This is a genomic window from Pantoea eucalypti, assembly GCF_009646115.1.
Classification (GTDB): Bacteria; Pseudomonadota; Gammaproteobacteria; order Enterobacterales; family Enterobacteriaceae; genus Pantoea; species Pantoea eucalypti.
Genome location: NZ_CP045721.1, coordinates 449,770 through 475,261, shown reverse-complemented (window position 1 = coordinate 475,261; position 25,492 = coordinate 449,770). Strand labels below are relative to the sequence as shown.

The following is a 25,492-nucleotide window of genomic DNA, read 5'->3' as shown; positions in this document are numbered from 1 at the left end:
ATGAAAATCAGATTCCTTTCTGCCAATGAACCAAAACTGGCTGAGGTGCGCAAGATACTCGAACCCATCGGGGTCGAAGTGCTGCCCATTGCCCGTCGCATCGAAGAAATTCAGACTGAAAACGAGCTCGACCTGGTGCGTGACAAACTTACCAAGGCGTTTTCGCTGATTGGGCGACCGCTGTTCGTGGAGCATACCGGCCTCTATCTGGATGGCCTCAATGGTCTGCCCGCTGGTCTGACCCGTATCTTCTGGAACCGCCTGGACGCTGAGCGCTTTACCGCGCTGGTGCAGGGGCTCGACAGCCAGGCCGTGACGGCTAAAACGGTGCTGGGCTATTGCGATGGCCGTAAAATGTATCAGTTTTCTGGCGAACTGCGTGGCACCATCGCCGCGAAACCTGCCGGGACACGCGGCTTTCAGTGGGACTGTGTGTTTATTCCCGAAGGCTATGACCAGACCTTTGCGGAAATGGGTGAACTCAAGAATGAGATTTCGATGCGGCGCATTGCGCTGGATCGCTTCGCTACCTTTTTAAAAACCTCGCGGGGAGTGGCATGAAACCTGAACTTAAGCGCGCCTATGATTCCGGCAAACTGATTCTATTTGCCGGTGCCGGTATTTCGCGCAATTTTGGTCTTCCCGAGTGGCACGAACTGATTGCGCATCTTGCAAACGAGCTGGGTTACGATCCCAAAATCTTTAATACCTATGGCACGCATCTGTCGCTGGCGGAGTATTACAAGCAGAAGAAAGGTTCGTTAGGCCCGCTGCGCAGCTGGATGGATCGCGAGTGGCACCGTCCGGATATCGATGTCCGGTCTTCTGAAATTCATACCATGATTACCCAGGGTAACTTCTCCCGCATTTACACCACTAACTATGATCGCTGGCTGGAGGCGGCGCACGACGCACACGGCGTACCCTATTATAAAGTGGCCAATGCTGCCGACCTGGTCTCTTTGACCGAAGATAAGCGCCACATCATCAAACTGCACGGTGACTTCGATGATGACACCTCAATCGTGCTTGATGAGAGCAGCTATTTCGAACGTCTCTATTTTGACTCGCCGCTGGACATTAAGCTGACCCATGACGTGATGGGCAATTCTGTGCTGTTTGTCGGCTACAGCATCAGTGATTTCAACATTCGCCTGCTGTTTTACCGTCTGACCAAAATGTGGGGCCGCACCGGGCTGGCGACGGCGCGACCAAAATCGTATCTGTTCACTAACCGTAATAACCCGGTGGCCAAAGAGGTGCTGGGGCAGTGGGGGATCGAGGTGATCGTCTCTGAAGAAGACGATCCACGCAAGGCGCTGGCGATGTTTCTCGAAGAGTTGCTGGTCTAGTCAGCGCAGTTTCCGGCAGAGAAGTCTCAGGAAAATAAAAAAAACCTGCGCCCGGTTAAGGTTAGCCGGTGCATAACCGATAAACTCTATTCTCTGCTGGCAAAGCATAACCGGCATGATATACTGTATGTATACACAGTACCTGAGGGCGAAAAGATGGCTGTTGAAACAAAATTTGTTGTAGTCAGAAAGGGTGAAGAGAAGATGACGTTTGCCAATAAGAAAGAGGCCGATGCCTACGACAAAATGCTCGATATGGCCGAAGCTTTCACTGACTGGCTGTTACAGCATCAACCTGCACTGGATGAATCTCAGGCTGAAACCCTGGGCCTGCTGATTGCAGAACAGAAAGATGCGGTTCAGCATATTCTGCGCACCAGCAAATTGCCGGAAGCGGCAGTCTCCGTCTCTCAACCGGAAGCCGTGTCAGAGGCTGGCGCGGATGATCAGGCTGAAGAGCCTGCTGCCAGGAAAGTGCGCGCTGTTAAAGCCGCGTAATTGCCACAATGCCGGAAGCGAACCTTCCGGCGTTGCTGTTTTTGAATAACGGTTTGATCACCGCTTTCATCCCATTAATCTGTAAGTATCTCGCGGGTTTTAACCTGATAGCGGGTGCTTCTGCCGCCTCCCTCAAGCCGGAACAGACAGCCTTTTTCAACCAGATCCGCCAGATGACGGGTCGCCGTGGCTTTACTTACTTTCGCGACTTTCTGATACTGGCTGGCGCTTATCCCCTGTTCGAAACCCTGCTCGCCACCGTCTAACAGCCGGTTAAGGACTTTTACCTGTTCCGGACTTAATGCCATCCCCTGATGTCGTAACCAGAATCGCGCTTTCAACTGTGTGCGATCGATAACATCCAATGCCTGTTTCAGGCTCTCATCCAGGATATCCAGAAACCACACCAGCCAACGGGTGATATCAAGGCCGCCTTTCTGCGTCTGCTCAAGGATGCGGTAATACCCGGCACGCTGCGCCAGTATTGCCGGAGACATGGCGTACAGGCGGATGCTCTGGCTGTCAGCCTGTGCCAGGGCGAGATCGGTCAATGCTCGCGTGATACGGCCATTGCCATCATCAAAAGGGTGTAGCGTGACAAACCACAGATGGCAGATGGCGGCCCGCAGTAGCGGGTCCAGCATCACATCATGCTGACTGCTGTTAAACCACGCGATGAACTGTGCCAGCTGTTGCTCCAGTCCGTGTCGCGGTGGGGCTTCAAAATGTACCGTGGGACGATCTATGCGTCCTGAAACCACCTGCATCGGTTCACTGCCACGCAACGTCCCGACGCTCAGGCGCTGTACTGTCCATTCATCTGCCGGGAAGAGCCAGTGGTGCCACTGAAATAACCGTTCCAGCGTTAATGGCTGGCTGCGATTGTTGATGGCATCGAGCATCATCGCGGCAAGTCCTTCTGACCGATCCGAGACCGGATAGGGCTGCGTTTCCGTAACGCCTAACCGGCGCGCCAGAGACGAGCGAACTGACTGCACGTTGACCCGCTCCTCTTCGATTGCCGAAGAGGAAAGAATATTACCCAACAGGGTATCCAGCGTCTGTGATTCAGTGTCTGACTGCAGGCTGGCGCGGCCAAGCAGCAAACCGCGCTGCTGCTGCAAATGGCGCAGGCGTGGTAGCAGCTCGTTATCCTGCCAGTGAAATTGGGGCCATTCCGGCTGTTGCCAGATCCAGTCAACGCTCATCATCCACTCACGGTTAAAGAGAATGAGCCGAATAAGTGTGGTTAATCGGCTCACGAGATGAGTCGATAATAGCGGATATTTGGCTCACAGGCCAACCGTGCGGAATGGCAGGCAAAGAAAAGGACCCGAAGGCCCTGTTTACTAGCGGGAGAACTGCATAAAAGTGTCTGAATAGTAGTGAACGATCCAGGCGATATACGCTAGCCAGACAACCATCCCAACAGCCAATCCTGATTTACCGATCATTGTTCTCTCTCCACTGCGATAAGGGGGCTACAGCAACTGTTGACATAAACTGACAGTAATAGCGGACGGCGATATTGTTGCAGATCAAAAAAAGCCCGTTCTGCAGTTTTGCCATCTTCCCCTGGCGATCAACTTTCCTGTACCGCGCACGTTGAGACCCCCATCACGGCAGGATAAGCCCCATTAAAGTTCAAAAAAACGCCGCCGATAAATGATCTCAGGAGCACCATGAACACAGGGAGGTATTGAGGCAGGTAAATTCCAGGGGAATCACTATGGCCGGTCAGGTAACGCATAAGAAAAAAATGAGTACCCGTGCGCAGATGTTAATCATGGGTGGTTTAACGATAGTGCTGGGATTTACCGTGACAATTGGGGTCCTCAACTGGCAATCAGGTAAAGAACAAAAACTACTGGCCGAAAAATATCTGCAGCAGATTGCGCAAAGCCGTGCCTTGCAGGTGCAGCAGGAGCTGAGCCATGCCCGCGATGTTGCCAGCCTTCTCGGTCAAAGTCTGATCGCGTTACCCCGCGCCGGTATTACCGATCGCAAAGCGGTCGATAAAGTGATGGAATATGCGTTACGCGCGAATCCTGACTATCTGTCGATGTCAGTCATCTTTGAACAGAATGCGTTTGATGGCCGTGATGCAGAGTTCGCCTCACAGCCTGGACAGGCGCCACAGGGGCGCTATGCCTTTTTTGTGGATCGTGACGCAGCAGGTAAATATGCCATGCATCCGCTGCTCTCTTATCTGACGCCGGGTCAGGGCGATTACTATCTGGTTCCGCAAAAATCACAAAAAGACACGCTTACCGAACCCTATAGTTATGCCTATAACGGCGTGCCGACCCTGCTCACCTCCGTAGCGGCCGTCATTATGGATCAGGGCACCTTAAAAGCAGTTGTCACCTCTGATATATCCCTGGCTTCACTACAACAGAAAGTGAATCAGATTAAACCCTGGCAGGGCAGCGGCTATGCGTTGCTACTCTCCAGTAACGGTAACGTTGTCTCCTCGCCGGTGAAAGATGAGGCTGGGAAACCGTGGAAAGGGGAAAAAGATGGCTTTACGTCGAAAGTCGTACAGCATTTTGATGCCGTGCTGGGTGAAGATGCCCTGGTTACCTGGCAGCCAGTAGTGATTGGGAACAGCGACAAAGCCTGGTATCTGGGCGTTGTTGCACCGGTCAGTCAGGTGATGGCCGCATCCACCCAGCAGCTGATGTGGGCGGTGATCCTGATGGTCGTCAGCGTTCTGCTGGTCGGCGCGGTACTGGGCATGCTGTTCAGCCGTAAAGTGCTGCGTCCAATTGGGGGCGAGCCGGTTGAAGCGGCGCATATTGCCCTGGCCGTTGCTGATGGCAAGCTGGATAACCGGATCCCGGTGAAGAGGGGGGATAGCAGCAGCCTGTTCTTCGCGCTTAGCACCATGCAAAGCCAGCTCCGACAGATTGTTGGACAGATAAAAGATTCCAGTGAATCAGTACGTCAGGGCGCGGGCGAGATCGCCAGCGGCAACCTCAATCTGGCATCACGCACCGAGGAACAGGCTGCTGCGCTGGAGCAGACCGCAGCCAGTATGGAGCAGATCAGCGCCACGATTCGTCTGAATGCCGACAATGCACAGCAGGCAACCAGCCTGACTGAAAACGCGACGCATATTGCCAGTCGCGGTGCCTCGCTGGTGGGTGAGGTGGTGCAGACCATGGCGCAGATCGATGACAGCTCGAAAAAGATCGGCGACATTACCACGATGATCAACAGCATTGCCTTTCAGACCAATATTCTGGCGCTGAACGCGGCGGTGGAAGCCGCACGTGCCGGAGAACAGGGCCGTGGTTTTGCGGTAGTCGCCTCTGAAGTGCGTAACCTTGCCCAGCGCAGCGCGAACGCGGTTAAGGAGATTGGCGCACTGATTGAAGAGTCGAGCGTGCGAGTCGAGAGTGGTGTCAGGCTGGTAAACGATGCCGGTAAAACCATGCAGGAGATGATGCACGCGGTCAATTCAGTGCAGGGCATCATTGGTGAGATTGTTACTGCATCAAGCGAACAGGCGCGTGGCATCAGCCAGGTGACGATTGCCGTCAATGAAATGGATGGCGTGACCCAACAGAACGCCGCGCTGGTGCAGCAGATGTCGGCGGCCGCCAGCTCACTGGAAGATCAGGCGCAGCAGCTGTCACAGACGGTGGAGCAGTTCCATCTGGCATAAGGATGCAGCTCAGGGAGCATACGCCTTACGCAAAGACGCAAGAGCACCATCCATGGCGACTCAACGTGGCGATGACGCACCTCAGCCCTGAGGTGCGTCCTTAGCCGGGCTAACGCTTTACGTTGTTCAAAAAGCGCCGGGAGTTTTTTGTCCATAGCCCGCGATGCGTTGCTACAGGCGTATGCTCCCATCGCTTTAAGCGGGTTTGCCCCCTGCATTCACTACTGACTTCAGATTAATCATTGCTCCGTCAGCCGCTCACCGCTGCTGGCATCAAACAGGTGCATTTTTTCCGGGTTTACGGTGACCGCTAGCGTACCGCCAGGCATGGCGTCACTACGACCGCTCAACTGCATATGCAGCGGGAAACCCTGCCAGTTCAGATGCAACAGCGTTGATTCACCCGTGATCTCGACAATATTTACCGCAGCGGGTTGTCCGCTGGCATCAAAAATCAGATCGTGAGGGCGCACGCCCAGCGTAACCGGCTGGCCGGCCTGCTGCTGAGCGGCACGGTGCCAGCGAGGCGGCAATGGCAGCCACTGCTTACCACAGCAAACACCAGGCAGGCCATCCCGTGACTGGAAGCAGGCATCCATCAGGTTCATTGGCGGCGAACCGATAAAACGCGCCACAAAGGTGTTAACCGGCCGATCATAAATCGCCAGCGGCGCGCCCTGTTGCACAATCACGCCCTCTTTCATTACCACAATCTGATCCGCCAGCGTCATCGCCTCGACCTGATCGTGGGTAACGTAAACCATCGTGGTGTTGAAGCGCTGATGGAGGGATTTAATTTCGGCACGAAGCTCCATACGTAACTGGGCATCCAGGTTCGAGAGCGGCTCATCGAACAGAAATACCTGTGGGTTGCGGACCATGGCCCGTCCCATCGCTACACGCTGCCGCTGTCCGCCGGACAAGGCCCGTGGATAACGCTGTAAGAGCTGATCGATGCCGAGAATGCCGGCGATGCGGGCGATTTTGCTTTTCTGCTCCTCGCGCTTCACCTTTTTTACCTGCATGTGAAACGCCAGATTCTCTGCAACGGTGAGGTGCGGATAGAGCGCATAGCTCTGGAATACCATGGCGATATCCCGGTCGGCAGGATCGAGATCGTTAATCCGCTTTTTATCCAGCATAATCGCCCCATCAGAGACGGTATCAAGCCCGGCAAGCAGCCGCAGCAACGTCGATTTTCCGCAGCCGGAGGGGCCGACCAGAACAGTAAAACTGCCATCAGGAATGGTTAAATCCAGCGGGTGCAGCACGCTCTGTTTACCATAACGCTTCGCCACCTGTACAAGTTCAACACTGGCCATGTTCAGCGCACCTCATTTGATAGTTGGAGTTGTTGCCAGCTGGGATAGCGGCGCGGAGAGCTGCTTATTGCCTGTGAGGCCACTTCAATGCCCCAGCGCAGCGCGGTATGCGATGACTGGCGGTAAAGCAGTGCAGTCAGAAAACCGGCATTAAAACTGTCACCGGCCCCAATGGTATCGACTACCGTCACCGGCTGACCGGCGGCAAATTGCACCGAGGCCGCAGACCAGAGACGCGCGCCCTCTGCGCCACACTTAATCACGCAACCACCGCGACCACTGAGCTGAGCCGCCAGCCGTTTACCGCTCTGTTCCAGCAGGTCTGCGCCCGCCAGACCCAACGCTTCCACTTCATTCAGCAACAGCCAGTCACAGTCAGGCAACCAGTTACCCATTTCCAGGCGAAGCTCATCACTCCAGCCCGCAGGCGGCCAGCCGGTATCCACGGCGACACAAAAGCCTCGGTGCTGTAGCGCGGCCAGCAACGTCGGATAGCGGCGATAAAGTTCATGACAGAGAAAGGTGCCACACAGCAGCACAATATCGCCCTGCGTCGCCTGCTGGGGTAACTGCGCCAGCACATCGTCAGCGGTGAGCACGGTAATATGACCGTGATTGCTCAAAAACGAACGTTCGTTATCAGGATGGGTTATGCCCACCGTGAGCGAGGTCTCACAGGCGTAACGTGGCCAGTGTGCGGCGCTGTGGGGAAAATGGCTGGCGAGCCAGTGACTGAAGCCATCGTCACCCTGATTGGCAATAGCCCGATGCGGCACCTGCATTGCCTCCAGCGCCAGCGCACAATTACCCGCTGAGCCACCGGGACGTAACGCACTGTGCTGCAGCATCACTTCCGTACCGCGTGCCGGCCAGTCGCCGAGCGTACCCATGATTAAATCGACATTAATGTTGCCCACCACATAAAGTGTGGACGCAATGGTCTTATCCATAATTATCCCTTACTTCCACCGCTGGTGAGACCGCTGACCAGCGTCTTCTGCAACCAGATGGCAATGAACAGTGGCGGCACCGAAGCCAGAATGCCAATCGCCGCGATCAGCCCGTCATCGGTGGCACGTCCGGCGGTGAAACCGGCAATCGCGACTGGCAGTGTCTGTGCTGAAATGTTGCTGGTGAACAGCAGCGCGTAGAAAAACTCATCCCAGGCCAGCAGCCAGCCAAACAGTGCTGCGGCACCGAGCACTGGTTTCGCCAGCGGCAGTGTGATGCGTAGCAGAACCTGCCAGAAGCGCAGACCATCCAGACGCGCTGCCTGTTCGATATCACGCGGCAGCGAGTCAAACTGGTTCTTCAGCATCCAGGTCAGAAACGGCAGGATTAGGGAGCAGTAGACCATCACCAGACCGGGACGTGTGTTGAGCAACCCCAGCTGTTGCAGCAGAAAGTAGAGCGGCAGAACAAACGCCACCGGCGGCACCATATAGATCGCCAGTGCACCGGAGAGCCAGGCATCACGTCCGCTGTAGCGTGAGAAACTGAATGCCGCCGGTATTGCCAGCAGCAACGAAATCGCCGTTGCCACTGTTGCTACCAGCAAACTGTTGCCGAGTGCATGCAGAAAAATGTTGCCCGGCTGGTTTGGTGCCAGTGAAACCAGTCCCTGATAGCGGCTGAAATCCCACTGACGCGGCAGCCACTCCAGCGGAACGCGTGAAAGATCACTGGCAGAACTGACGCTCATTAAAAACAGCCAGCCCATTGGCGCCAGAATGCTGATGGCGACCAGCAGCGCCGCCATATAACGCAGCATACCCCGCAGTTTAGTTTTCATAAGCGGAACTCCGGCGACGCTGATGCCATAACATCAGCAGGTAAAGCGTAATAAGCAGTGCGCACATCAGGGTCATCAATATTGCGTAGGCCGCACCACTGCCAGCACGCAGATAGCTGAACGACTCCTGATAGACGAAAAAGCTTAAGGTTTTAGTGCTGTCCACCGGGCCGCCGCGCGTCATGACATAGATGATGTCGAAGATTTTAAAAGCATCGATGGTGCGTAATACCAGTGCAACGCCAAGCGGGGCAACAATTGCCGGGAAGGTAATCGCCCGGAAACGACGCCAGGCGGATGCGCCATCCAGCCGTGCCGCTTCAAACAGATCCTCAGGGATCGATTGCAGTGCCGCCAGCACCAGTAGCGTGACCAGTGGATAGTTTTTCCAGATATCCGCGAACATTACCGCGTTGAGTGCCGCATCCGGCGAGCCAAGCCAGCTGCGATAGCCATCAATAATACCGAGCTGACTGAGCAGGGCGTTAATGCTGCCGTAATCAGGGTTAAAGTTCAGCCGCCACATCATGGCATTGACAATGGTCGGTAGCGCCCATGGCAGAATTACCAACACCCGCAGCACGTTGCGCCCGATGAATTTCTGATTCAAAAGCAGCGCGACCAGCACACCGATGATGCCTTCGAAGGTGACGGATACAACGGTGAAGTAGAGCGTGCGCCAGATCGACGCCCGAAAGTCGGGATCGGTAAGCGCATAGAGATAGTTTTCCAGGCCAATCCAGGCGGGTGACTCACCGCTGCCAATCAGCGCAGCATCAGTAAAGCTCAGCCAGATAGTGCGCAGCAGAGGCCAGGCGGTTAACAACAGCATCACCAGCAGCATGGGTGCAAGCAGCACCCATGCCTGACGCTGTTCGCGTTGACGCAAACTCAGCATCATGACTCCTTAACGCAGCCGGGCAGCGCTTTTATCAACCGTTGCCATCGCGTCCTGCGCCGGGGTTTTTCCCAGCAAGACCTGTTGTAACTGCTGCTGCAGCTGATTGGACAGACGAGAATAATCAGCAGTCTCTGGACGTGACAGCATCACGTTTAATGATTTATCCGCTGCGGCAATCAGGCTCTCCTGATCCTTTTTCACCGCCTCATCCTGATAAGAAGATTTCCAGATCGGCAGGCTAAGCTTGGCATACTGATTCTGGACAGGCTGTGAGGTCATGTACTGAATGTACTGCCACGCCTCATTGGCATGCGTACTGCCTTTGGTGATGCCCAGTCCCATTGAGCCGTTCACTGCGCCCACTTTTCCAGGCGCATCGCCCGGCGCTGGCATAATACCAACGTCGCCCGCCACTTTGCTCTGCTTAGGATCGTTCGCCATGTTGTACATGTAGGTCCAGTTCAGCGCGAAAGCCGCATCGCCATTAGAGAATGATTTACGTACATCTTCTTCCAGATATTCACGGGATGCTGGATTACTCAGCCCATCATCGAGCGAACTTTTCATCAGGTTCAGCGCCTTAAGCGAGGCCGGGCTGGAGAAGTCGAGCTTGCCGTTCTGATAGAACTTTCCACCAAAGCCTGACACCAGCGTGGTGTAGTCACACACCAGTGCTTCAGCCTGAGACCAGCTCCAGACCAGCGGATAGTTGACGATCTTCTTATCTTTGATGATCTTCGCGTCATCCAGCACCTGCTGCCAGGTCTGCGGCGGGGTGGTGATGCCCGCTTTAGCCAGCATCGCTTTGTTGTAGTAAAGGTATTTGGTATCCAGAATCCACGGCATACCCAGCGTCTTACCCTTGTAAACCACCGTGTTCATCGCGCCCGGAAAGACCTTCTCTTTTTCCTCTGGCGTAATGCGTGCGCTGACATCCTGCAGCAGGTCAAATCGGGCGAACTCTGCTGGCCAGATGGCATCAAAGAGCACCACATCATAGCCATTACCGCCTGCACCGCGCGCTGCCACAATTTTATCGTGCAGCGCTTCGTAAGGAACAAACTCCAGATTGACAGTGACATCCGGATGCTGCTTCTGAAAATTTTGCGTCATGGCGCGGATATCGTTTTCGCTGTAAGCCGCCTGAGTCATAAACAGGGCATTGATCTGGCTGGCCGCCGCCGCGCTGCCTGCGCTTAACATCAGTAAGGCAGCAAAACCGGCTTTCAGTTTGGGGGTATAACGCTGTGACATGGTCTTCTCCACTATGCAGCAACAGGCTGTCGGTTAATTAAATCAATTTGATTGATTTAATCGGGGGCGTAGTTTGGTCAGCATATAAACTGACCTGTCAGGAGTTAAGCAAACGGCATGCCACAGTGCTGAAGATCTGTGCAACAAAGCCGTAACAACGCTAACACTCAGACTGCGCTTTTATGGCAAAATTGCCTATTCTGATGTGCAGAAATTGCGTGCAGCATCAAAGATATTGTTTGCCCGAACGACTCTGGGGACCAATACTGTCAGGCCCCGCTGTAATGGAAAACAACATGAAAACCTCGGGTACCAACCTTGAACATGCGCGGGCGCACAACCGACGTGTGGTGATTGAAGCCATTCGACTTCACGGTGAGCTGACCCGTGCCGAACTGGCTCGCATGACAGCGCTGACGCCGCAGACTGTCTCGAATATCGTAGCGGAGCTTGAGCAGGCCGAGTTGCTGACCAGCCGACAGCCGCGCCGCAGCGGTCGCGGTCAGCCTTCGATTCCGGTCACGCTCAATCCCACCAGTGCGTGGTCAATCGGGATTCATCTCGATCATCAGACACTGTTACTGGTGCTGGTCGATCTTAGCGGCGAAGTGCATTTCCGCCGCCTCCTTATGGTGCAAAAGCCTCAGCCTGCTGCCACTCTGGCGTGCATTGCCAGCGTGCTGGAAGAGATGCGTGCCTTTCTTGGTACTCAGTGGCAGAAAGTGCTGGGTATTGGCGTGGTGATGCCGGGGCCTTTTGGCGTAGAGGGGATCTCATCAACAGGCCCCACGACACTGAACGGCTGGGAGCAGGTCGATATCGAGGCGGAGCTCGCCACTATCAGCGGATTACCGGTCACGCTGGAAAATGACGCCACGGTGGCCGCTATCGGCGAGCGCTTTCACGGCACGGCGCGGCATCTTAATTCCTTTATCTATCTCTACATCGGCACCGGTCTGGGTGCAGGCATCTTCACCGATGGCCATATCTATACCGGCCACGCTCAAAATGCGGGCGAGATCGGACACATCGTGGTGGAGCCGGGCGGTAGGGACTGTTACTGCGGCAATCAGGGCTGTCTGGAGCGGTATGTCTCATTGCAGGCAGCGTATGAATTCTGCGGCCTCGATCCGATGCGAGCGTTACCAGAAGATTTGTTGCAGATTGAACCCGCGCGCTTTACTGCCTGGATTGAGAGTGTAATGACGCCGTTGCGTCAGGCGATCAATATTCTGGAGTCGGTGTTTGATGCTGAAGCGGTAATAATAGGTGGGATGATGCCTGCGCCTTTGCTGGAGCAGATGATAAAACGATTGCCACCGCTTTATCAGTCGGTGCGGGGACGTTATCTGTTTGATATGCGGCTAAAGATTGGTATGACCGGCAGCGATACCGCTGCGCTGGGTGCTGCAGCCTTGCCGATTTTCGATGAATTTAACCCGCAGTTTCAGGTGCTGATGAAGTAGGCAAGGAAATCGGCGCTGTTGCTGGCAACAGCGCCTCAGACATTAACCTGGATAGATACCGCGATCTTTACGCGCCATCAGAATGCGCTCACACGCCACGATATAGGCCGCGGTGCGGAGCGAGCAATCTTTCTCCTTCGACTTCTCCCAGACGTGAACCATCGCTTCCGTCATGATTTTATCTGAGCGACGATTGATCTCATCTTCGCTCCAGAAGAAGCTCGCCATGTCCTGCACCCATTCAAAGTAGCTGACCGTTACGCCACCCGCGTTACAGACCACATCCGGTACCACGATAATGCCGCGCGTTGCCAGCATGTCATCGGCATCCGGATAAGTTGGTCCGTTTGCCCCTTCCAGCACGATTTTGCAACTCAGGACTTCAGCACGCTCGCGGGTAATCTGTCCTTCCAGTGCTGCCGGAATCAGAATATCCATCCCGGTGGTCCAGAACGCCTCTTTATCAATATTCTGAGCACCCGGGAAGCCGGCAATCTGCTTATTGGCGATCTGCCATTCAGTCAGCGCGGCCATATTGATACCATCGGCGTTAAACAGCGTGGCGGTATGATCCTGAATCACGACCACGCGTGCGCCAGCCTCTTCAAACAGGCGTGCTGCTTCGCTACCCACGTTACCAAAGCCCTGAACCGCAACGCGCGCGCCTTCAATTTCGATACCGGCACGACGCGCCACTTCGCGTCCGGTAATGAATACGCCGCGACCGGTGGCTTTTTCACGTCCCAGTGAACCGCCCAGATGAATAGGTTTACCCGTGACGACGCCGGTGATCGTTGTACCGTGGTTCATGGAGTAGGTATCCATCATCCATGCCATCACTTTGCTGTTGGTGCCAACATCCGGTGCCGGAATATCTTTCTGCGGCCCGATTATAATGCCGATCTCGCTGGTATAACGGCGGGTCAGTCGCTCAAGTTCGCCATCGGACAGTTTGAAAGGATCAACGCGAATACCCCCTTTGGCACCACCATAGGGCAGGTTAACTGCCGCACACTTGATGGTCATCCAGGCGGAAAGGGCCATGACTTCATTAAGGTCGACGTCCGGATGGTAGCGAATACCGCCTTTACCTGGCCCGCGCGACAGGTTGTGCTGAACGCGATAGCCTTCGAAGTGGCGAATTGAGCCATCATCCATCTGGAGAGGAATATCAACAATCAACGCACGTTTTGGATGACGCAAAGTATCTATCCAACGTGAAAGATCGCCCAGATAAGGCGCAACCCGGTCGATTTGTTGCAGATAGGTGGACCAGGCAGATGTGCTACTTTCAGACGCATAAGATAACTTATCCATAAAAAACCTTTCTTAATGAAGTTATTTATTGTGTGGAGCCGTGGACGTTAAACGCAGTGTATTGCGCGGACATAATCTAACACTCCTGAAACAAATAAGATGCGGTGCCAGGCATGCTGACGTGCAGCGACGCCCTGTTTTGGGGCAACCCGAGTGCATAGATTAGTTATAGTTACTGGCTTAATGCGAATAATGATGCGGCTTAAGTGCGTATTCAATGCATAGGGCGGGAAATATCGCTATCTTTCAATTCTTTGAGGGTGCTCAAAAAGTTAAATAATTGATCGCATCTGTGTTGACTTTGTTGCACCAATTAAGTGCATGAGAATAAGTAATCAAAGGATTACATAAAGTAATGAGTCATGCGCTAATAGCGCTGGCTAATCAGTGATTTAGAAAAGAGGGAGGGAGTCGTGCAGAAAAGACAAAAATAGCGGGCCAGTAAAAGGGCTGACCCAAAAGATGGTTAACGGCTCAGGGCCTGTTCAGCTTCATTCAGTTCCTGACGCGCTTCGGCCAGTTTATCTTCACGCTTCTGGATCTTGCTGGCGCTGCGTCCTTCTGCTTTTGCTTTTGCCAGTTCCTGTTCCCGTTCCTGTACTTCGCGCTTTTTCTCTGTCACTTTTTCGTGGCGTTCCTTTGACAGGCTGCTTTCGCTACAGTGCTGATCGACTTCGCGCAGCGCCTTTTCAAGGCCAGCAACCTGATGGGTATTATTATGCTGGCGCGCATAAGAGAGCTGAGTTTCGATCGCCTGCTTTTTGGCGGCACACCCTGTCAGGGCCGTGGCCGCATGAGCAACAGTAAAACTAAGTGGTAACAGATAGAGGCAGAAGGTCAGTAAGGTCTTTTTCATTATCGTCTCGTCAATGAGTCAGAATCGTGGCACCAGTATACGGAGCCAGCTTATGAGATTCTTAACGAAAAAAAATTTACCGGCGGTGGAAGAAAAAAAGGGAAATGGAGGGCTGCCTGCTTCAGGCAGCTGATGATGCAGAAGAGTGGAAGTAATGCAGGTTACGATCCGGGCCGCTGAGCATTACCGGGTGACCATTCTGATGCTGCTGTTCAAAGTAGTCCTGCATTTCCTGAGAAATCCCGGCACCACACCACATGACATGATGCTGGTAAAGCTCGGTCTTAAGTGCAGGTTCTCCACTTGCATGTGAATCCACCTCGACATTAAAGCCCATGGCAGTAAGACGAATCGCTTCGAGCCAGATTTCAGTCTTATCCAGAACACTCACCGCTTCCAGAAATAAAGGGACTGATGATTTATTTCGCGATGAGAGGCGCATCACTTTATCCGCCTGCTGCTGCACAGATTGCTCAAAACGCGCCAGGCGTCGCGATGCACCCTGACGCTGATCGGCATGAAGCCAGACGCTCAGAGGTCGCAAAAGATTGATGATAAAATCATCACCACTGTAGTTGCTGGACATGTTGTGCATCTGACGGGCAAGCGACAAGGGTGTGCCAAATTCAAGCTGCCAGAGCATGTCGCCTTTACGCGCTGCCCAGCCATAGGTCGTGACCGTTGATGCGGCCAGCTGTCCCTCTCTGATCTCTTCAGGCGTCGCGCCAGTAGCAGTTAATCCCACTAAGGCATAGATTTCGCTGAGATGATCATCGTTCCAGATGTCGGGATTCTGCTGCGCCGTCAGTAAACCCTGTTTAATCCAGCGCTTAAGATTAGCCGGATGCGTACCCGTTAATGCGCAAATAGTATCGGTAGTAAAAGAATGCATATCGTGCCCTCTGTTGAGGGAAAGGCCGCCGTATTGAACCGGGGATGAGTAGCTACTATGAACCTTATAACAGCGAATTAACAGGGAAAAGCCGTGTAAAATCGGCGAGAAAGCCGCGTGACGCTTCGCTTATTCGTAATTATTCTGACGGTAAATTCATGATGATCAGAGAGTTAAAAGTGTCCAGGACCGTTTGAAAAGAACTGTGTATTTATTCAGTAAAGATTCTTTACGCAAATATACCGGGAACGGATCTCCTGTTACCTTTTTAAGAGCATGCTGACTGCTTAACCCCTTACATCCACCCGGCAAATCGTTAAAATAGCGGGTTCTGATGATCAGGAGAAAGAGTGTCCCATGCGTTATCGTTTTACTCTCGCCGTGGTAACGGTTGCGGCTGTACTGACTGGTTGTGCGAAACATGCCGCCAGCGATGCGCCAGATGAATTTGCGGCTGGTCCGACGCAGATTGATGTCTCACACATCAAGACCCGTGCAGATGATGGCTCCAGTGTGTTCCTGACCGTAGATGGCAAAGACGCCGGCAGATTACCTAATGGCGAAAGCATGCTGCTGCACGTTCCTGCCGGAAAGCACCAGATTGGCGGCTATGTGCCAACCCTGTTTGGTATGGGTCGAGTGACAATCGCACCTGTAGAAGTGACCACGTCACCTGAGGATGTCAAAAAAGTGGCTTACACGGTTACAAACAGCAAAGCCACCTTTGTCGAAAATAAGGGTGTGCAGGGCTGATTTGATGACGGCGGAGAGCCGCGCTCTCCGCTGGTACGTTCACACTATAAACCGAGCTCACTCAACGAGGGGTGGTCGTCCGGACGCCGCCCCTGTGGCCAGTGAAACAATCGCTGTTTTTCATCGATTTTAAGATCGTTGATGCTGGCAAAGCGCTGCATCATTAATCCCTGCTCGTCAAAGGCCCAGTTCTCGTTGCCATAGGAGCGATACCACTGACGCTGCTCGTCATGCCATTCATAAGCAAACCGAACCGCAATCCGGTTCTGGTCAAAACTCCACAGCTCCTTAATCAGCCGATATTCCTGCTCCCGCTGCCATTTTTGCTGAAGGAAAGCGACAATTTCTGCCCGGCCGGTCAGGAAGGTATCGCGATTACGCCATTGGCTATCCGCTGAATAGGCCAGAGAGACCCGCTCAGCATCACGGCTGTTCCAGCCATCCTCGGCCAGACGGACTTTTTCAATTGCCTGTTCAGGCCGGGTAAAGGGCGGTAGAGGCGGACGTGAATTTTCCAATGTTGTTTCCTTTTATCGCGCAGGCTGCAGCCCCATCATTATTCGGGATGATCAGAGTTCGAGAGCGTGAATCTGGCAGACAGCACGTGCCGCTTCCTGACCCTTTTTCACGAAGTGCTGTGTATAGAAGTCGATAAACTCGGCTGAAGGCTGGAAATTATGTGGCGTAAGGGAAACGGAGAAAACCGGCACATTGGTTGCCAGCTGCGCCTGCATCAGACCACTGACCACGGCCTGGGCGACAAAATCATGACGATAGATGCCACCATCTACCACCAGTGCTGCACAGACAATGGCATCAAAATTGCCGGTCTGCGCAAGGCGTTGCGCCAGTAACGGCATTTCAAAAGCCCCTGGCACATCCCAGGTTTTCATTTCGTATGAGGTCCCACGGCTCTCCAGTTCCTGTTCAAATCCTGTCAGAACCTGCGAAACGATTTCGCTGTGCCAGTTGGCTTTAATAAAGGCGACTTTCAACGGCTGCATGACTTTCTCCATTTATAGGTGACATCCAGTGGTAACGAGCCAGCTTGCGCCCCTGCACCCCGAATCAAAATAGTGAGTCTGGCAGGCAACTAACCTGCTGACAATCATCACTATACTGTAATGTAAAGATTCTGTGTCCACCATTGTGATTATATGTAAATAACCAAAGGGAAAATTACCCTCATATGCTGCAGCAAAGGCGGATAACGCGCTGACAATCTCAACGCCATCGCACTTATCCGTTCAACACCCACCTCTTATTGCCTGATCTGCGTAACCGCTTCCAGTGACGGAATTGTTTAAATAAAATACTGGATATCCGAACAGGTATTTGTATAATAAATGGACTGCCCGCCGGGTATTGGAAGCGATAGTGAGGGGTGAATCCATGATGATATCGACTGAAAGCCTCAGGTCTCTGGAACAATCGGTCACAATGAGCAGTCGTGAGCTGGCTCAGATGACCGGTATCACACATGGAGAAGTGAAGCGTTTAATCAAAAGTCTGGAGACGGCCGCGCGTCTCTCCCAGCCACTTAGCGTGAATGAATATGAGCGGGAAGGGGAAGTGCGTCAGGAGTACCGTCTCAACAAGCGAGACTCGCTGCTGGCCGTGGCACGCCTGTCGCCAGGCTTCACAGCTGAGGTGCTGGATCGCTGGCAGGATCGCGAAAAAACCTCACATCTCCCTGACTTCACTAACCCGGCTGAAGCGGCTCGCGCCTGGGCCGAGCAATTCGAACAGCGTCAGGCGGCTGAGCAGCAACTGGCTCTCTCAGCACCCAAGGCAGCGTTCTTCGATAATTTCGTTGAGGTTGATGAGAGTCTTGGCTTTCGTCAGCTCTGCAAAATGTTAAAAGTGAAAGAACCCGCGTTCCGCCAGTTCCTGCTGGAGCGAAACATCATGTATCGTGCCAGGGGAACACTTACCCCGCAGCACTACCATCTTCAGGCGGGCTATTTTACGCTGCACTCCGGCACGGGCGAAAACCAGCACGCGTTCTCTCAGGCTCGCTTTACGTCGAAAGGGGTGAAATGGGTCGCCAGCCTTTGGGCAGGTCATCTTTCTGCTCAACTTAAAGGCGCAGCCGCATAACCGCGCCTTTGATTTAGCAGGCGGAGCAGAGGGACAAATATATAAAATGTACCGATAACTGAAGCCTGGCTTGAAATACAGAGACAAAAAAGGCCGCGACAGAGTGCGGCCTTTTTCGACGTTATGGATTGCAGGATGAATTACCAGCCTTTAATCGCATCACCTTTATAAACTTCTTCTGCTTTTGCCGCGACTTCAGGTGACTGCAGCGCAGCCTTTAACTTCTGAATTTTATCGCTGTCTTTATTATCTTCACGAGATACCAGTGCATTCACGTAAGGCGATGAGGCACTCTCCATGAATAAGCCATCGCGGTGTGCTGATAATCCAGCCTGAGCCGAGAAGTTAGTATTGATAATCGACAGGCTTACATTGGGATCATCTAACGTGCGGGTCAGCTGGGGCGTGTCCACCTCAACCAGCTTCAGATTTTTTGGGTTTTCGACGATATCCAGCGAAGTCGGTAAATATCCCACTCCGTCTTTCAGTTTAATCAGGCCCTGCGCCTGCAGAAGCAGCAGGCTGCGTCCCAGCGTAGTGGCTTCATTAGAAATGGTGATCGTGGCGCCATTCTGTAGTTCACTGATGTTTTTGATTTTGTGCGAATAAGCCGCAATCGGGAAAACGAATGTCTTGCCGACTACAGCAAATTTATAGCCGCGCTCTTTAGACTGAGACTCAAGATACGGCAGGCTCTGGAACGCATTGGCATCGACTTCTTTGTTATTCAGCGCTTCATTTGGCAGCACATAATCATTGAAGTTAAGCACTTCAACATCAAGTTTGTATTTATCTTTAGCAACCTGCTGTACCACCTGCCAGATCGCTTCGTCCGGGCCGGTATTGATCGCGACTTTAACTTTGTTATCGTCATCTTTTGAGCAGGCGGACAATAATAAAACAGAACTGGCAAGTAATGCCGTAAACAGACCTTTCATTATCAGAAATCCCTCAGGTAGTAGATGGAATCAAAGATAATACAGAAATCACAGGTTGCGTACTGACGCCGGAATATATCTTATAACCACAACGCGTAATTCGAACATAAATTGACCAGCTTCTTACCTTTCAATAATGGGTTGCCTGGATTACTGATTTTGCTGGATGAAATCTTCTGTGTGCCCGCGTATTACGCAGCCATGTGATTTTCTTCTACGCTTAGTCATGGGTCGTTACTGGCATTTTATTGATTATTAACAGGGATTAACCATGTCAAAGCAAGATAGCGGGATCAACGCAGTTGAAGTGATGCGCAGCAGTCAGGCGTGGAACGGTGAAGTTATCGAAGCCTATCCTGCTGGCGAACCAGAACTGACCGTCATGCGGCTGTCACTGCCTGCCCACACGTCATTGCCCTGGCACACCCATCCCATGCCAAATGCGGCGTTTATTCTTTCCGGCACACTGATCGTGGAAGATAAAGAGAGCGGTGAGCAACGAACTTTCCATGCAGGTGAAGCCCTCAATGAGACGGTTAATAGTGCGCATCGGGGCTATACCCTGAATGAGCCAGCTGAACTGGTGATTACCTATGCGGGTGTAAAAGGGCAGGAGTTAACCGAGCCATTGCCGGGTGAGCCAGCGGAATTTTAAATCCTGAAGCAGCACGGCAACGTAAAATACTGCCATGCTGCCACTCTGCAGACCGAATCCATTTCGCCTTCGCGATTGCTTACACGCCTGAAGTGAAAGTGACAAGGCTCCAGGTTGCGAACAATAGGGGTCTTTCAATCACAACCAAACCCCGCTTCCCGAAGTACTGCTTTTGCCGGTTCCGATCTTAAAAATGCAGCCAGTTGTCCTGCCTCAGACGTGATTACGGCACAGGCATAACGCGCAACAGGATTAAAAGCCTCGGGGATATCAATTACCCGCAGGCCGGCAATCTGGCTCAGGGCTTTTCGATAGCTGGCGTAGCCGATAAACAGATCCGCCTGATCACTCTGGATAATCCACTCCGCCGCCAGCTTGCCTGCGGGAATGACTGCTGAGTCACGTCCGCCCACCACCGTTTGTGCGCGCTGGCGCACGGCCTCTCCGGCCGGGCCCATCCGGGCAAAAAGAACCTGAGCATAATCGCCTGAAGGATCGGCTAATGGCGTAGAGGTTGCGATTCGCAGCGAGTCTCGTGTGAGCAGCTGATACCAGTCATCACCCGCCTGAATGCAATCACTGCGCACCGTGAGGCAGAGCTTATTGGTCGCAAACGACATCAGCGCCAGAGCTCGCCCGGCAGCCAGCAGCCTCTGTGGATGCTCCTCACTGGCTGAAGCAAAGAGGTCACAGCGCTCACCCGCCTCGATCCGTTCGCGGAGCAAGCCGGCAGGACCAAAGTGGGTTTCGACAGGATGAGGGAAGTGCGCCATCATTGCAGGCCAGACCGTTTTCAGGCTACCCGCCGCCAGTACGCGCATCACTCTGGTCCCTGATAAGTGGTGCGATAGAAGCGTTGATACCACCTGTTAGCCAGCTTATTCATGTTTATATCTGTAAACTTCTGCGGATAGAGTTTTTTTGCCATCCACAATTCGCCGAGCCCCATCGCTTCAGGCATTGGGTAGCCCCAGGCTTTGGCGTAATCCGGCATTAAATAAACGCGATGATGTTTGACTGCGTCAATCGTCTGCCATTGCGGTGAACTGTTGATTTCATTGACGACTGAGGGATAACGATCCTGCACAAAAATCACCTGTGGATTCCAGGCGATCACCTGCTCCATAGACACGGTTTTAAAACCTTTTACGGTCGCCGCAGCGACGTTGACCGCCCCAGCATGCAGCATCATCAGCCCGGTATACTTGCCGGAGCCGTAGGTGGTGAGATCCGGATTAGCCATATAAGCGCGAATACGTTTATCCGCCGGAATATCCCGGAGGCGACCGCTGACGATTTTGCGGCCCTGATCGGTAGCCTCAATCAGTGCTTTCGCTTCTTCAGGTTTATTGATGATCTCGCCGATAAGCGTAATACCTTCCCGCAGCCCTTTGTCATAGGCTATCTCCTCATCGCTGAGGGTCGGATTCATTTTGGCCTTTTCTCCCGGCTGGTCATGACGCAGCGAGATAGCAACCACCGGAATGCCCAGTGCAGTAATGCTGTCGATCATCTCATGCGGCGCATAGTTGGTGACAAAAACCACCTGCGGATGCAGCGCCACCAGTTTTTCGGGATCGACATGCGTCAGATCGCCCAGCGTGGTTTTCTGGTTTAGCTCGGGTGCCAGACGGGCATAGCTATCGCCAAGCTGCTGCTTCCAGTTCGCCATTACACCCACAATTTTATCCGTGGCGTTCATCTGCACCAGCAGATTCAGCGTCTGATGCTGAAGCACCACGACGCGATCAACATGGTCTGGAATCGTGACCTGACGGCCAGTCTGATCGGTTATCTGGCGTGACGCATGAGAAGAGAGTGGAAGGAGTATAAGTAAACTCAGTGTGCATGCCTGCCAGAAGCGCTTCATTAACTCTCCTCGAAAATCGTTATACAGATAATTATATAGCGATACGTAGCAGACGTCACCGTCTGGGTTACTCCTCATATTTTGAAGGAATAATCAAAAGGGCGTACGTCAAAATTTTATTGTGCCTTTCATCTCAGCACTGATTATGTGCAACGCCCGTTACTGGCTCACCATCGCGGTGCCTCATAGATTTTGTCTCGTCTATTTTGCTGATATTTCAGTATTTAATTTCTGGCACGCCATTTGCCTGACTCTTAGCAGTAAGCAGCGTCAGACACAATTGATTGAAATAGCTGGCTAGGGTTCCGGTTCACGCAGGTGAATGGCTGGTCCGAGAGCTGGCGACCTCTGCGAGGTTACACGGCGGGACAAAAGCCCGGGAGACAGCGGCACCATCTGGTGTCTTGCGCTGCTCCCGTTTTTTTGTGCCAACCAGAGGTCAACCATGAAGAAATCACCACTCCTGACGCTTGTTATGTCTCTGGCGCTGCTGGTCAGCGCGCCGTCTTCCGCCGCAGTCAAAAAAGAGTTCAACATCTGCTGGACCATTTACGCAGGCTGGATGCCGTGGGGCACCATCAGCAATGAGAAGATCATTGATAAATGGGCCAGCAAATATGGCATTAAAATTCATATCACCCAGCTCAACGATTATATCGAGTCAATTAACCAGTACACCGCAGGACAGTTTGATGGTTGCACCATGACGAACATGGATGCGCTGACCATTCCTGCGGCAGGTGGCGTTGACTCGACGGCGCTGATCACCGGCAGCTATTCCGATGGCAACGACGGTGTGGTGCTGAAAGGGGAAAATAAGAAACTCAGCGATCTGAAAGGAATGTCAGTCTATCTTCCTGCGCTGTCGGTGTCGCATTACCTGCTGGTTCGCGGGCTGGAAAAAGCCGGACTGCAGGAGAAAGATGTCAAAGTTGTGAACACCTCCGATGCAGATATCGTTTCAGCTTTCGGCACCAGCAACGTCAAAGCCGCCGTGGCCTGGAACCCGCAGCTCTCGGTGATCAAGAAAACGCCGCAAACCACTGAAGTGTTCAGCTCCTCGGCCGTGCCGGGCGAATTGATTGATATGATGGTAGTCAATACCGACACCCTGAAAGACAACCCCGCGCTAGGCAAGGCGCTGACCGGCGCCTGGTTTGAGATGATGGCGAAAATGCAGTCTGGAGATACGCAGGCGCTGAGTGCAATGGCCGCCGATTCCGGTACTGACCTCGCCGGATACAAGGCGCAGCTGAAAACCACCCATCTGTTCTGGACGCCTGCCGAAACCGAGACATTTGTCTCTTCTCCCGATCTGGCGAAAACCATGCAGCGCGTCGCCGCATTCTCCTTTGATAAGGGATTACTGGGCGAGGGCGCACAAAGTGCCGACTTCATCGGCATGAGCTTCCCCGGCAACATCACCGTCGGTGATACAGCAAACATCAAACTGCGCTTCGACGACAGCTATCTGAAGATGGCCGCCGCGGGCAAGCTGTAATCACCGATATCAGGAGTTTTTGCCATGCGCCACATCAACCGCTATCCCCGGCAGGGAATACGCCTGACGCTGATGCTGTTACCTTTTGTATTGCTAATCGCCGTCTGGTTTATCAGTTCGGCGGTGCGTCTGGAAGCGAATCCTCAGGACAAACTGCTGCCCGGCCTGTCGCAGATGATTGCGGCCATAGACCGGATGGCGTTTACCCCGGACAAGCGCAGCGGGGAGTATCTGCTGTGGGTGGATACATGGATTAGTTTAAGTCGTTTACTGACAGGCCTGGCGATCTCGTCGCTCATTGGTCTCTGCATCGGGATTGCGGCGGGCGTTTTCCCGATGACCCGCGCGGCGCTGTCACCGTTCATGACCGTCGTGTCGATGATCCCGCCGCTGGCGCTGCTGCCGATGTTGTTTATCGTCTTCGGGCTGGATGAGCTGTCAAAAGTAATGCTGATCGTTATCGGCATTACACCCATGCTGGCGCGCGATCTGGAACACCGGGCCAGGGAAATCCCCGCGGAGCTGTTTATTAAAGCACAAACCCTGGGGGCGAACAGCTGGACGGTGGTGCTGCGGGTCGTGCTGCCGCAACTCTTATCACGGCTGATCACCTCACTGCGTCTGCTGCTGGGATCCGCGTGGCTCTTTTTGATCTCCGCTGAGGCCATTTCCGCGACCGCCGGGCTGGGATACCGCATTTTCCTGGTCCGCCGCTATATGGCGATGGATGTCATTATTCCGTATGTCATCTGGATCACGCTGCTGGCGTGGTTGATGGATCTCGCGCTGCGTCAGCTGCACAAAGCCTGTTTCCCCTGGGCGGAAGGAGGCCGGGAATGAGTTTTATCGATATCAAAAATATCTGGCAGGAGTATGGCGACCACGTGGTGCTGGAACGCATCAATCTGCAGGTGAAAGAGGGTGAGTTCTGCTCGCTGGTGGGCGCTTCCGGCTGCGGTAAGTCGACATTTTTACGCCTGCTGCTTGGTCAGGAAAAACCAACGCGAGGGTCGATCACGCTGGATGGCGAGCAGCTTTCCGCGGAGCCCGATCGCAGCCGTGGCGTGGTGTTTCAACGCTATTCGGTTTTCCCCCATCTCAACGTGCTGGATAACGTCGCCATTGGCCTCGAACTTCCGGCTTCACCTTTTACCGGGCGGCTTTTTGGCGCAGGGAAACGTCAGGCCCGTGAACAGGCAAAACAGATGCTGGAGAAAGTCGGTCTGGGCCATTCACTGGATAAATATCCGGCTCAGCTTTCCGGCGGAATGCAGCAGCGACTGGCGATTGCTCAGGCATTTGTGATGCAGCCGCGCGTGCTGCTGCTGGATGAGCCGTTTGGCGCACTGGATCCCGGCATTCGCAAAGATATGCATGCACTGCTGCTGCAGCTCTGGAGCGAAACCCGAATGACGGTGTTTATGGTCACGCACGATCTGGCCGAAGGCTTCAATCTGGGTACCAGGCTGCTGGTGTTCGACAAAGTGCGAATCGATCCACAGGCCCCCAATGCATGGGGCGCGCGTATCACTTATGACATCCCGCTCAATGAAACGCGCCTCTCTCAGTTGGCCACCGGCAGCAAAAACAACATTTATCCCCTTAAGGAGATCGCTCAATGACAGAACTTTTTCATTCAGCCCCGAGCCTGCGCGAAGAGCTGCTGCCAGGCGGAGCGCATACCTCGCTGATTCTGCGTAAAGGGCAGATTCTGCGCCTGACCGACATCGAGGGCGGCGCGAACGTCAGCATGATGATGCTCAATCCGCACGAGAAAAGTGAACGGCTGAATCTGCCTGATACCCTGAAAGGTCAGCACACCGCGCACCTGACCACCGGTCACTGTTTCTATTCAGACATGGGACGTGTGATGGCTGCAATCGTCGCGGATAGCTGTGGCTGGCACGACCCGTTTGGCGGCGTACTCAACGCGGCTGAAACACAGGATAAGTATGGAACAGGCCGCTACCAGGAATTGCGCAACGGCTTCTATCGCAACGGTACAGATAATCTGCTGGTGGAAATGGGCAAATGGGATCTGGGCCTGGAAGACCTGCTGATGGTCGTCAACTTTTTCAGCAAGGTCACAGTGGATGAAGAGGGCCGCGTTCGGTTCAGCGCGCGCAACAGCCAGGCAGGCGACTTCGTCGAACTCTATGCGCCGATGGACGTGCTGATGGTGCTGACGGCGGTGCCACATCCGCAGGATCCCGCCACGGACTATCTTCCGCGCCCGGTCCAGCTGAGCTGGTATCAGGCTGACGATATGCAGACTGTGAGCAAAGCAATGGTCACTCGCGGTGAAAACCAGCGCGCATTTCAAAATACCCAATTTTTTGCCCTGTAAGGAGGCTG

Annotated in this window: 26 protein-coding genes and 1 riboswitch; of the genes, 12 read left to right on the top strand and 14 right to left on the bottom strand. The window is 53.6% G+C overall.

Going from position 1 to position 25,492, the window contains the following annotated elements:
* The 3 genes from EE896_RS21055 (at position 1) to EE896_RS21045 (ending at position 1,850) form a co-directional block, all read left to right on the top strand.
* Complete coding sequence (locus EE896_RS21055; protein WP_003855100.1) at positions 1-561, top strand: non-canonical purine NTP pyrophosphatase; 561 nt, start codon at positions 1-3, stop codon at positions 559-561.
* Entirely contained in the window at positions 558-1,352 is a 795-nt protein-coding gene (locus EE896_RS21050) for an SIR2 family protein (protein ID WP_003855101.1), read from the top strand. The genes EE896_RS21055 and EE896_RS21050 overlap by 4 nt, the downstream gene beginning before the upstream one ends.
* Before the next feature lie 156 nt (positions 1,353-1,508).
* A complete protein-coding gene (locus EE896_RS21045) occupies positions 1,509-1,850 on the top strand; it encodes a YebG family protein (protein ID WP_105099745.1) in 342 nt (113 codons plus the stop codon).
* 74 nt (positions 1,851-1,924) lie between these two features.
* Here EE896_RS21045 and EE896_RS21040 read toward each other — a convergent pair whose 3' ends face one another.
* Positions 1,925-3,058: a Fic family protein gene (locus tag EE896_RS21040; protein WP_008924656.1), complete on the bottom strand. Its 1,134-nt coding sequence runs from the start codon at positions 3,056-3,058 to the stop codon at positions 1,925-1,927.
* Between the two features lie 521 nt (positions 3,059-3,579).
* Between EE896_RS21040 and EE896_RS21035 the strand changes: the two genes are divergently transcribed.
* The gene (locus tag EE896_RS21035) at positions 3,580-5,520 is read left to right on the top strand and encodes a methyl-accepting chemotaxis protein (RefSeq protein ID WP_140915703.1); all 1,941 of its coding nucleotides are present in this window, start codon (positions 3,580-3,582) and stop codon (positions 5,518-5,520) included.
* A gap of 239 nt (positions 5,521-5,759) precedes the next feature.
* Here EE896_RS21035 and EE896_RS21030 read toward each other — a convergent pair whose 3' ends face one another.
* The 5 genes from EE896_RS21030 to EE896_RS21010 are packed head-to-tail and all read right to left on the bottom strand — an operon-like array spanning position 5,760 to position 10,789.
* A complete protein-coding gene (locus EE896_RS21030) occupies positions 5,760-6,842 on the bottom strand; it encodes an ABC transporter ATP-binding protein (RefSeq protein WP_105099744.1) in 1,083 nt (360 codons plus the stop codon).
* A gap of 2 nt (positions 6,843-6,844) precedes the next feature.
* Entirely contained in the window at positions 6,845-7,792 is a 948-nt protein-coding gene (locus EE896_RS21025; protein WP_110411957.1) for a carbohydrate kinase family protein, read from the bottom strand.
* Positions 7,793-7,794: 2 nt separating this feature from the next.
* Entirely contained in the window at positions 7,795-8,634 is an 840-nt protein-coding gene (locus EE896_RS21020; protein WP_003855111.1) for a carbohydrate ABC transporter permease, read from the bottom strand.
* Positions 8,624-9,532 carry a carbohydrate ABC transporter permease gene (locus EE896_RS21015; RefSeq protein ID WP_003855113.1) on the bottom strand — a complete coding sequence of 303 codons (909 nt, stop codon included), beginning with the start codon at positions 9,530-9,532 and terminating at the stop codon, positions 8,624-8,626. Before EE896_RS21015 ends, EE896_RS21020 begins: the two co-directional genes overlap by 11 nt.
* Positions 9,533-9,541: 9 nt before the next feature.
* Complete coding sequence (locus tag EE896_RS21010; protein ID WP_008924662.1) at positions 9,542-10,789, bottom strand: extracellular solute-binding protein; 1,248 nt, start codon at positions 10,787-10,789, stop codon at positions 9,542-9,544.
* Between the two features lie 296 nt (positions 10,790-11,085).
* Between EE896_RS21010 and EE896_RS21005 the strand changes: the two genes are divergently transcribed.
* Positions 11,086-12,255: an ROK family transcriptional regulator gene (locus tag EE896_RS21005; protein WP_033763325.1), complete on the top strand. Its 1,170-nt coding sequence runs from the start codon at positions 11,086-11,088 to the stop codon at positions 12,253-12,255.
* A 42-nt stretch (positions 12,256-12,297) separates the two neighbouring features.
* On the opposite strand, the gene EE896_RS21000 is transcribed toward EE896_RS21005, so the two are convergent.
* The 3 genes from EE896_RS21000 to EE896_RS20990 form a co-directional block, all read right to left on the bottom strand.
* On the bottom strand, positions 12,298-13,572 hold the full coding sequence (locus EE896_RS21000) for a Glu/Leu/Phe/Val family dehydrogenase (protein ID WP_003855119.1): 1,275 nt from the start codon (positions 13,570-13,572) through the stop codon (positions 12,298-12,300).
* A 466-nt stretch (positions 13,573-14,038) separates the two neighbouring features.
* Positions 14,039-14,428 (bottom strand): DUF1090 domain-containing protein, encoded by a 390-nt coding sequence (locus EE896_RS20995; protein ID WP_140033885.1) that lies wholly within the window; start codon positions 14,426-14,428, stop codon positions 14,039-14,041.
* 121 nt (positions 14,429-14,549) lie between these two features.
* The gene (locus EE896_RS20990; RefSeq protein ID WP_008924665.1) at positions 14,550-15,320 is read right to left on the bottom strand and encodes a transcriptional regulator; all 771 of its coding nucleotides are present in this window, start codon (positions 15,318-15,320) and stop codon (positions 14,550-14,552) included.
* A gap of 357 nt (positions 15,321-15,677) precedes the next feature.
* On the opposite strand from EE896_RS20990, the gene EE896_RS20985 reads away from it, so the two are divergent.
* Positions 15,678-16,073: a hypothetical protein gene (locus EE896_RS20985; RefSeq protein WP_003855127.1), complete on the top strand. Its 396-nt coding sequence runs from the start codon at positions 15,678-15,680 to the stop codon at positions 16,071-16,073.
* Between the two features lie 44 nt (positions 16,074-16,117).
* On the opposite strand, the gene EE896_RS20980 is transcribed toward EE896_RS20985, so the two are convergent.
* The gene (locus tag EE896_RS20980) at positions 16,118-16,591 is read right to left on the bottom strand and encodes a nuclear transport factor 2 family protein (protein WP_008924666.1); all 474 of its coding nucleotides are present in this window, start codon (positions 16,589-16,591) and stop codon (positions 16,118-16,120) included.
* A gap of 51 nt (positions 16,592-16,642) precedes the next feature.
* On the bottom strand, positions 16,643-17,077 hold the full coding sequence (locus EE896_RS20975; protein ID WP_008924667.1) for a 6,7-dimethyl-8-ribityllumazine synthase: 435 nt from the start codon (positions 17,075-17,077) through the stop codon (positions 16,643-16,645).
* Between the two features lie 388 nt (positions 17,078-17,465).
* Here EE896_RS20975 and EE896_RS20970 point away from each other — a divergent pair, with 388 nt between their 5' ends.
* Complete coding sequence (locus tag EE896_RS20970) at positions 17,466-18,173, top strand: phage antirepressor KilAC domain-containing protein (protein WP_008924668.1); 708 nt, start codon at positions 17,466-17,468, stop codon at positions 18,171-18,173.
* Positions 18,174-18,313: 140 nt separating this feature from the next.
* Here EE896_RS20970 and EE896_RS20965 read toward each other — a convergent pair whose 3' ends face one another.
* Complete coding sequence (locus EE896_RS20965) at positions 18,314-19,111, bottom strand: MetQ/NlpA family ABC transporter substrate-binding protein (protein WP_003855132.1); 798 nt, start codon at positions 19,109-19,111, stop codon at positions 18,314-18,316.
* A gap of 271 nt (positions 19,112-19,382) precedes the next feature.
* Here EE896_RS20965 and EE896_RS20960 point away from each other — a divergent pair, with 271 nt between their 5' ends.
* Complete coding sequence (locus EE896_RS20960; protein WP_003855134.1) at positions 19,383-19,766, top strand: cupin domain-containing protein; 384 nt, start codon at positions 19,383-19,385, stop codon at positions 19,764-19,766.
* Between the two features lie 134 nt (positions 19,767-19,900).
* Here EE896_RS20960 and EE896_RS20955 read toward each other — a convergent pair whose 3' ends face one another.
* Both EE896_RS20955 and EE896_RS20950 read right to left on the bottom strand, forming a co-directional pair.
* Positions 19,901-20,587, bottom strand: a complete 687-nt coding sequence (locus tag EE896_RS20955) for a molybdate ABC transporter substrate-binding protein (RefSeq protein ID WP_003855136.1) — start codon at positions 20,585-20,587, stop codon at positions 19,901-19,903.
* Entirely contained in the window at positions 20,587-21,636 is a 1,050-nt protein-coding gene (locus EE896_RS20950; RefSeq protein WP_140915704.1) for an ABC transporter substrate-binding protein, read from the bottom strand. Before EE896_RS20950 ends, EE896_RS20955 begins: the two co-directional genes overlap by 1 nt.
* A 286-nt stretch (positions 21,637-21,922) precedes the next feature.
* Positions 21,923-22,021, top strand: a riboswitch (guanidine-I (ykkC/yxkD leader).
* Between the two features lie 60 nt (positions 22,022-22,081).
* Here EE896_RS20950 and EE896_RS20945 point away from each other — a divergent pair.
* The 4 genes from EE896_RS20945 to EE896_RS20930 are packed head-to-tail and all read left to right on the top strand — an operon-like array spanning position 22,082 to position 25,484.
* The gene (locus tag EE896_RS20945) at positions 22,082-23,137 is read left to right on the top strand and encodes a putative urea ABC transporter substrate-binding protein (protein WP_008924671.1); all 1,056 of its coding nucleotides are present in this window, start codon (positions 22,082-22,084) and stop codon (positions 23,135-23,137) included.
* 24 nt (positions 23,138-23,161) lie between these two features.
* Positions 23,162-23,977: an ABC transporter permease gene (locus EE896_RS20940; RefSeq protein ID WP_140915705.1), complete on the top strand. Its 816-nt coding sequence runs from the start codon at positions 23,162-23,164 to the stop codon at positions 23,975-23,977.
* Positions 23,974-24,759: an ABC transporter ATP-binding protein gene (locus EE896_RS20935; protein WP_008924673.1), complete on the top strand. Its 786-nt coding sequence runs from the start codon at positions 23,974-23,976 to the stop codon at positions 24,757-24,759. The genes EE896_RS20940 and EE896_RS20935 overlap by 4 nt, the downstream gene beginning before the upstream one ends.
* Positions 24,756-25,484, top strand: coding sequence for an urea amidolyase associated protein UAAP1 (locus EE896_RS20930; protein ID WP_140915706.1), 729 nt, complete (start codon positions 24,756-24,758; stop codon positions 25,482-25,484). Before EE896_RS20935 ends, EE896_RS20930 begins: the two co-directional genes overlap by 4 nt.
* The last annotated feature ends 8 nt before the right edge of the window (positions 25,485-25,492 follow it).

What these genes read in the sequence shown, in the direction of transcription:
- EE896_RS21040 (WP_008924656.1), bottom strand. Translation starts at nt 3,058, where the DNA reads ATGAGCGTTGACTGGATCTGGCAACAGCCGGAATGGCCCCAATTTCAC.
- EE896_RS21000 (WP_003855119.1), bottom strand. Translation starts at nt 13,572, where the DNA reads ATGGATAAGTTATCTTATGCGTCTGAAAGTAGCACATCTGCCTGGTCC.
- EE896_RS20935 (WP_008924673.1), top strand. Translation starts at nt 23,974, where the DNA reads ATGAGTTTTATCGATATCAAAAATATCTGGCAGGAGTATGGCGACCAC.
- EE896_RS20975 (WP_008924667.1), bottom strand. Translation starts at nt 17,077, where the DNA reads ATGCAGCCGTTGAAAGTCGCCTTTATTAAAGCCAACTGGCACAGCGAA.
- EE896_RS20940 (WP_140915705.1), top strand. Translation starts at nt 23,162, where the DNA reads ATGCGCCACATCAACCGCTATCCCCGGCAGGGAATACGCCTGACGCTG.
- EE896_RS21050 (WP_003855101.1), top strand. Translation starts at nt 558, where the DNA reads ATGAAACCTGAACTTAAGCGCGCCTATGATTCCGGCAAACTGATTCTA.
- EE896_RS21045 (WP_105099745.1), top strand. Translation starts at nt 1,509, where the DNA reads ATGGCTGTTGAAACAAAATTTGTTGTAGTCAGAAAGGGTGAAGAGAAG.
- EE896_RS20990 (WP_008924665.1), bottom strand. Translation starts at nt 15,320, where the DNA reads ATGCATTCTTTTACTACCGATACTATTTGCGCATTAACGGGTACGCAT.
- EE896_RS20950 (WP_140915704.1), bottom strand. Translation starts at nt 21,636, where the DNA reads ATGAAGCGCTTCTGGCAGGCATGCACACTGAGTTTACTTATACTCCTT.
- EE896_RS20995 (WP_140033885.1), bottom strand. Translation starts at nt 14,428, where the DNA reads ATGAAAAAGACCTTACTGACCTTCTGCCTCTATCTGTTACCACTTAGT.
- EE896_RS20960 (WP_003855134.1), top strand. Translation starts at nt 19,383, where the DNA reads ATGTCAAAGCAAGATAGCGGGATCAACGCAGTTGAAGTGATGCGCAGC.
- EE896_RS21015 (WP_003855113.1), bottom strand. Translation starts at nt 9,532, where the DNA reads ATGCTGAGTTTGCGTCAACGCGAACAGCGTCAGGCATGGGTGCTGCTT.
- EE896_RS20955 (WP_003855136.1), bottom strand. Translation starts at nt 20,587, where the DNA reads ATGCGCGTACTGGCGGCGGGTAGCCTGAAAACGGTCTGGCCTGCAATG.
- EE896_RS21035 (WP_140915703.1), top strand. Translation starts at nt 3,580, where the DNA reads ATGGCCGGTCAGGTAACGCATAAGAAAAAAATGAGTACCCGTGCGCAG.
- EE896_RS21030 (WP_105099744.1), bottom strand. Translation starts at nt 6,842, where the DNA reads ATGGCCAGTGTTGAACTTGTACAGGTGGCGAAGCGTTATGGTAAACAG.
- EE896_RS20985 (WP_003855127.1), top strand. Translation starts at nt 15,678, where the DNA reads ATGCGTTATCGTTTTACTCTCGCCGTGGTAACGGTTGCGGCTGTACTG.
- EE896_RS20965 (WP_003855132.1), bottom strand. Translation starts at nt 19,111, where the DNA reads ATGAAAGGTCTGTTTACGGCATTACTTGCCAGTTCTGTTTTATTATTG.
- EE896_RS21010 (WP_008924662.1), bottom strand. Translation starts at nt 10,789, where the DNA reads ATGTCACAGCGTTATACCCCCAAACTGAAAGCCGGTTTTGCTGCCTTA.
- EE896_RS21025 (WP_110411957.1), bottom strand. Translation starts at nt 7,792, where the DNA reads ATGGATAAGACCATTGCGTCCACACTTTATGTGGTGGGCAACATTAAT.
- EE896_RS20945 (WP_008924671.1), top strand. Translation starts at nt 22,082, where the DNA reads ATGAAGAAATCACCACTCCTGACGCTTGTTATGTCTCTGGCGCTGCTG.
- EE896_RS21020 (WP_003855111.1), bottom strand. Translation starts at nt 8,634, where the DNA reads ATGAAAACTAAACTGCGGGGTATGCTGCGTTATATGGCGGCGCTGCTG.
- EE896_RS20930 (WP_140915706.1), top strand. Translation starts at nt 24,756, where the DNA reads ATGACAGAACTTTTTCATTCAGCCCCGAGCCTGCGCGAAGAGCTGCTG.
- EE896_RS20970 (WP_008924668.1), top strand. Translation starts at nt 17,466, where the DNA reads ATGATGATATCGACTGAAAGCCTCAGGTCTCTGGAACAATCGGTCACA.
- EE896_RS21005 (WP_033763325.1), top strand. Translation starts at nt 11,086, where the DNA reads ATGAAAACCTCGGGTACCAACCTTGAACATGCGCGGGCGCACAACCGA.
- EE896_RS21055 (WP_003855100.1), top strand. Translation starts at nt 1, where the DNA reads ATGAAAATCAGATTCCTTTCTGCCAATGAACCAAAACTGGCTGAGGTG.